The organism is Pseudobacteriovorax antillogorgiicola (assembly GCF_900177345.1).
GTDB lineage: Bacteria > Bdellovibrionota_B > Oligoflexia > Oligoflexales > Oligoflexaceae > Pseudobacteriovorax > Pseudobacteriovorax antillogorgiicola.
In genome coordinates, this window is sequence record NZ_FWZT01000003.1 from 412,864 (window position 1) to 418,870 (window position 6,007).

Below are 6,007 nucleotides of genomic sequence, written 5' to 3' on the forward strand. Positions count from 1 at the left end.
ATTTTAATTTGCCGCCGCATCAGCAAGAAATGCAATTACAGCTTCGGCCATGGCCGCGTTGGGGAAATTGTTATTAATGCCAGCACCAACGTGAGGGGCAATATCTTTATTGGCAGCGAACTGGGCGGCTGTGTTCGAGTTCAGTGTCGTCGCCGCTGGAGCTTGGTGGCAACCCATGCACTGGCCCTCATAAATTTGCTTACCCTGGGCTACAAGCGCAGCCGCCTGTTGAGCCGCTAGAACTGCTGGATCAACTTCTTCTTCTTCTTCCGGCTCCTCTTCAGCTTCTTCCTCTGGCTCCGCTTCATTATCAACTGGCTCGTCATCGACATCGTCGCTGCCTGGTTCATCATCAGGCTGACGAGGTGCCGAACTCACTGGCTGCTGCTCGCCTTGCTGATTGCGCATATAGGCTCCAGCATTGGTCTCTTGATCAACTCCACAGGCGGTTCCTAGTAATAATAGGAAGAGCCAGCTGTAAAGTAAGCTTACACACTTGTTCATCTCGGTACCCTCTTAAGTTTCTTTGGTTCTCGTGTCACCAGACGCAAAAGTATCGCAAGCACCGTGCCGGTGTCTTCGTTCTATGGAAATTACGTAACTTCTTATAAAGACAAGGCTTGAAAGGTTGGAGCGAGATCGGGAGCCATTCAGGAATCGCATAGGGATTGAGGGCTATTCTGAGCGAGAAAGGCAAATGACGGAAAATACCAGGCTTTTTAGTGCCCATAGGGACAGTGTCGATATTTAGCCCGAAATCCGTCATTATGAACTTTATTCCAGTAATATTTGTTTCTTACGGTTCTAGCCACCGGGTTCTCTATGCCTGGCCCAAGTCAGACCGAGGCCAGTATCGTATCACTTCCACTAAACTGCCATGCCGCTTCATTTGGCGATGCAACGGCATTTACGTAGACAATTTTGTAGCACAGTTAGTCCTCAAAAGTACCGACTGCCATTCCAGGCATTCTGTGAGATTCTGTATTTTTCAATCAAATAACAAGTGAACATAAGTTCTCAAGTGAATTATCTAGATATATTTACCTACGTCATCGTATTTTTTTGCCTTTAAAAAGGCATCAAATCTAAACTCCACACCCCAATATTATAATTTTCAACAAGACATTTTATTAAAATACAAGTAAAAGGGATCAGGTTTTACCAAAATGCACATTGATGTTTTGTTAAAGGAGACACCCATGAAAATCATCCCAAGACATTCTATGCTTGGCTATGGAATCCTTCTGGGAATTCTGGCCATGCCGGCGCTAGGACAAGAAACGAATCAGGAAAATAAAAAACCAGAGCGGATGAAAGTTGTCGGTTCTCATATCAAACGAATCGACTCCGAGGGTGCGTCTCCCGTCATCTCTATCTCTCGGGATGATATCTCTAGTTCTGGCGCAAACACAGTGTCGCAGCTTCTTAAAAATTACACAGGCTCATCATTCGGAGCACGGTCGTCAACATCAGGAAATGCAGCAGCAGGTGCTGAAACCGTAAGTTTGAAGGGCCTTGGAGCAACGAGAACACTTGTTTTACTTAATGGTAGACGTCTGCTAAAAGACCCTCTGCTTCAAGCTCCCGACCTTAGCTTAATTCCTACAACTGCAGTTGAACGCGTCGAAATTTTGAATGAAGGCGCTTCGGCCCTCTATGGCTCTGATGCGGTTGGTGGCGTGGTGAACATCATCACCCGTAAGGATTTTAGCGGTAGCGAGTTCTTCGCTAGAAAGAGCTGGACTAAAGAAGAAGGTGGCGGCAAAGCCACAGCGGGCTGGATCGGTGGCTCGGCAGATGAAAACTCTAACTACGTTGGGGTTGTATCCTATACCGAAGAAGAGTCAATCCGTTCTAGCAATCGTGTCGGTGAAGCTGGTCTAACCAGTAGCACCGGCAACCCAGGTACCTATTACGATGCCAATGATAACTCCTATGCCTTCCCTGATTGTCCTGCTGCTGACCTCGTCACTAATAGCGATGGCACTAGCCAGTGTCGCTTCGATTACACCAAGTACTCCGATGTAAAGCCTGAGGTGAAGCGACTGTCCGGTATGTTTAACTACCAATACGATATCACTCCAGACGTGAGCTTATTTACTTCCTTCGGTGTAAGCCAGGCCAGAACTCGCGATCAGTTTGCCCCCTCACCGTCTCGTGGCCTCGTGATATCCGCAGAAGCAGCTGATGAACTAGGGTTATCTGATCTACTTCCTGAGATCGAACCGGGTGAGCAGGTTAAATTCGACTACCGTTTCTTAGAGCTTGGACCACGTAAGTTCCGTCAGGAAATCAATACTATCCAGCTTGCAACCGGATTTGAAGGTGTTCTACTCAATAACTACGATTGGATGGTCGGTGTTTCTCAGGCACGTACAAGCCGACTCAACATGACAACTGAGGGCATAGCTGTCAAAGACAAGGTGGTTGACGCCATTAACACCGGCGCTTACAACCCATTTGATCCTAGTTCCTCTGAGCTTAATAACCTCGATTCATTTTCTTACAAGCCATTCTCCCAGCAGATCAGTCAGCAGCGACAAGTTGATGCCAGGATCTCCGGTGAAATCATGGAACTTGGTGCCGGCCCTTGGGCCTTTGCTATCGGCGGTTCATTTGCTCTAGATGAATATCATGTCAAGTACGACGACCTCACCCTTCGTAGTAACGTAACGTCTGGTATTGCCGGTGAAGGTGATGGCAGTCGTGATGTCAAATCCATGTTTCTCGAATTCGGTTTGCTGCCAATAGAAGATCTAGAAGTTCAGATTGCAGCTCGCTACGATGAGTACAGCGATTTTGGTGATACACTAAACCCAAAACTATCCCTTGGCTATAGTATCGCTGATAGCCTCCTCCTGAGAACCAGTTACGGAACAGGGTTTAAGGCACCGGATCTGGATCAGCTCTACGATGGTCCATCCAACGGCTTCCCTAGGTTCTTCGATCCCGTTGCCTGTGAAGCAAACCCTGATAACGCAAACGACTGTAAAGCTCAGCAGCACGAAACCGTTCAAGGCGGTAACCGCGATCTTAAAGAAGAAACCTTCGTTTCCTTCAACATCGGTTTGATCTACCAGCCCACCGCCGATTTCAACTTGAGCCTCGACTATAACGACATCGTCTTGGAAGATGTCATCAGTCGGGACACCGACTCCGCGCTTTCAGGTATTCTCGACGCTGTTGAGCGTGGCATCGATGTAGAGCAATACGGAGTTAAAATTGAGCGCGACGGCAACAGCCGCATTGTTCTCATGACCGCACCAAACTTGAACTTAGCCCGCCGTGAAGTAAAAACAGTCACTCTCCAAGCTGGCTACCGCCTCAACCTTGGAATCGGTCGCCTTAAATTCGACACCATGCACTCTCACATTCTTAGCTATAAAGAAGAACCATTTCCAGGCCTTGGTGTTGAAGAGCTTCGTGGCCTAGACGATCGTCCTATCTACCGGAACAACACGACGTTCACTTACCAATCTATCGATCGAAACCACGGTGTTCAGCTTCTTGCGCGAACCATTGGTGACTACAAGGGCGTTGAAGTTCAGGGCGAACGAGCGAAGATGCCTGCTCATGTGGAGTGGGATGTGAACTACACTTGGACAACCCCCATCGACAGCACGGTTGAGCTGGGAGCAATCAACGTCCTCCAAAAGCGCTATCCCATCGATCCTGAAGCAGGTGGCGTTGATATAGACATCTACAACATCACAGGAACGAGCTACTACTTAGGATACAGCCAAAGAATCTAATCTTATAGGGAGCCGACCTGGCTCCCACACTTCCTTATTGACACACCTCAATTGGTTGCAGGACAAACCCTATCCACTTCGCTAGCATGTAAAATCTAGCTAGGGATTCTAGCTGATGGTATTCTTAGAATGGCTCAGCTAGACTTCTTACTAGCAGATTAGGAATTTTCGATTAAGGAGATGCGATATGGGTAACTTTAAATTGAAACAGTCAGACGATCTAGCAGGTTCAGACCAACGTGAACCCGTAGCCGGAGTTCTCGCACAGTCTCTAGCTGATACGTACACTCTTTATTTGAAAACGCAGAATTTCCACTGGAATGTCGAAGGCCCTCGCTTTGTGGGAATCCACACTTTGACAGAGGAGCACTATCAGAACCTAGCACTTGCAGTTGACACTCTGGCAGAGAGGATTCGTGCCCTCGGTTTCTACGCTCCGGGCTCTTACAAAGAGTACGCCCAGATGAGCAGTATCGAAGAAGTCGAAGGCGGTGCTCTGGACTCCGAAAAGATGCTCAAGACTTTAGTTGACGATCACATGTCACTGGTATCAAAAATTAAAGAGTCTATCGAAGTTGCGGAAAAGCATGGCGACTCAACGACAGCTGATATGCTGAGCGAACGCCGAGATTTCCACGAGCAAGCAGCTTGGATGCTTCGTAGCCTTGGTAAGTAATTTCGAGCCTCCCCAGCGGAGGCTTTCCTAACAATACTGTACCGCGCACTAACAATGCTCATGCACTAGCGTTTAATTCATTTTGCTCGCTCAAAAGTTGATAATAGAGATAGGCAGTATCTTCGTTATCGCGAACCTTCAAGCTCATATTGGCTAAACACAGTTCCTGGTATGGGCCCTGATCTGCTAGGTGATCGTAGACCTCTTTTTGAAGAATAACCATATTTCCAGCGAGTCCTAGCTTTTCTAGTATGACTTTTCTCATTTGCTCATATCTCGTAGCTAGCACGATACCTCTACCGTAGAGATCGTACTCTATCGGCTTAGATTTAGGATAAAACGCCTCGACCTCACCCTCAGCGATTCCAACGCTACAATAGATGGGGTGAAGAGGATCATAACGCTCTACTATTTCGTTAAACGCAGAGATAAAGTCATTCGAAAGTTCGATAGCAGCTTGATGTATGTTTTCATGTGGGCTCTTGAAAGGAAAACCTACGGAGCAAATAAAGCCGTCTCCCATTTCCTTTATTCGAAAAGCATTGCACATCAGATGCTCACCGGAGTAATTTGCATTCATAATGGCACCACATTCAGTGAAAACATCGCGAAAAAATTCTTTTTTGTTGATTCCTTCGATTTTTGAACTGCCAGCGATATCAAAACAAATCACACAAGCTCGATCGATACCTACAGGCATACTATTTTCCAACTCTCCACCACTTTCGATCAAACTAAGCTGATGAGGATAAAACACTTTCGCGAGTTGATCATAGCTATGCTGCATCTTGCGATTAAATCTAAGCCTTTCATTAACTGTTTGATTGATCTTATTGCCCATTGCCATCAGCATAAAAATATTTTCAGCGGCCATTCCGTAGAACAAGATGTGGTTCGACTCGAAAACGTTATAAACCATCCAGCTAAAGATCTGTAGAACGACACTAAGAAGAAATGTCCCATAAGCAATAATGAATATTAAAACATGCTTTTCTTTCGTTTGAAAGTATCGAATTAACGCATAAGCTGGTGCAACAAAAGCAATCAAAATTGATATAAAGCTGGTAGCTACCATACTTAGGGATTTGTTAAAGAAGTATATGCCAAAGCAAGTAGCGAATCCAAGAGCAAATAGCTTTATCACCTTGTTCATTGGCTGTGATTTGCATTCAAGATCAAGAAACTTCAAAACATATAGGCTAACAAAGACACCACCCACCGGAATATGTCAGGGTGTTTGAGACAATTAGGGTGAAAGTTTAGTATAACAATCACCCCAAAACGGGTATAGACTTCCTTACCACCGGTACATTTATACCCACAGAATCAGCGGGTACTGGCAGTCTAGGTCCGGACTTTGGAAACCTTTCTGGATAGGCTTCAAAAGCTTGCTTGAGAACCGCAGCTCTCTTCTTAGCTACAGACTTATCTTTACCTTGATGAACAGTTTCAGGCGTCATCAAGCCAAGATTTATGTGTCGATGCTCAGTGTTGTACCAACCAAAAAACTTTTGCAAGCATTCACTAGCATCTTCTGGGCTCTCATACCAAGCTTTGAAGTAGCGATGGTATTTGAGTG

At 46.0% G+C, this 6,007-nt stretch carries 5 protein-coding genes; 2 read left to right on the forward strand and 3 right to left on the reverse strand.

The features are described 5' to 3' along the window. Positions 1-3 precede the first annotated feature (3 nt). A complete protein-coding gene (locus B9N89_RS31265) occupies positions 4-504 on the reverse strand; it encodes a hypothetical protein (protein ID WP_159455178.1) in 501 nt (166 codons plus the stop codon). 695 nt (positions 505-1,199) lie between these two features. On the opposite strand from B9N89_RS31265, the gene B9N89_RS06165 reads away from it, so the two are divergent. Continuing rightward, positions 1,200-3,752, forward strand: coding sequence for a TonB-dependent receptor domain-containing protein (locus B9N89_RS06165; RefSeq protein ID WP_159455179.1), 2,553 nt, complete (start codon positions 1,200-1,202; stop codon positions 3,750-3,752). A gap of 187 nt (positions 3,753-3,939) precedes the next feature. After that, the gene (locus tag B9N89_RS06170) at positions 3,940-4,428 is read left to right on the forward strand and encodes a Dps family protein (protein ID WP_132315771.1); all 489 of its coding nucleotides are present in this window, start codon (positions 3,940-3,942) and stop codon (positions 4,426-4,428) included. Positions 4,429-4,486: 58 nt separating this feature from the next. Here B9N89_RS06170 and B9N89_RS06175 read toward each other — a convergent pair whose 3' ends face one another. After that, positions 4,487-5,647, reverse strand: coding sequence for a 7TM diverse intracellular signaling domain-containing protein (locus B9N89_RS06175; RefSeq protein WP_268808688.1), 1,161 nt, complete (start codon positions 5,645-5,647; stop codon positions 4,487-4,489). Between the two features lie 52 nt (positions 5,648-5,699). Further along, a partial coding sequence (locus B9N89_RS32390) for an integrase core domain-containing protein (protein WP_143478128.1) occupies positions 5,700-6,007 on the reverse strand: 308 nt, incomplete at its 5' end.

Bases quoted from the DNA above. Each gene is read 5' to 3' on its own strand.
- B9N89_RS06165 (WP_159455179.1), top strand. From the start codon at position 1,200: ATGAAAATCATCCCAAGACATTCTATGCTTGGCTATGGAATCCTTCTG.
- B9N89_RS06170 (WP_132315771.1), top strand. From the start codon at position 3,940: ATGGGTAACTTTAAATTGAAACAGTCAGACGATCTAGCAGGTTCAGAC.
- B9N89_RS31265 (WP_159455178.1), bottom strand. From the start codon at position 504: ATGAACAAGTGTGTAAGCTTACTTTACAGCTGGCTCTTCCTATTATTA.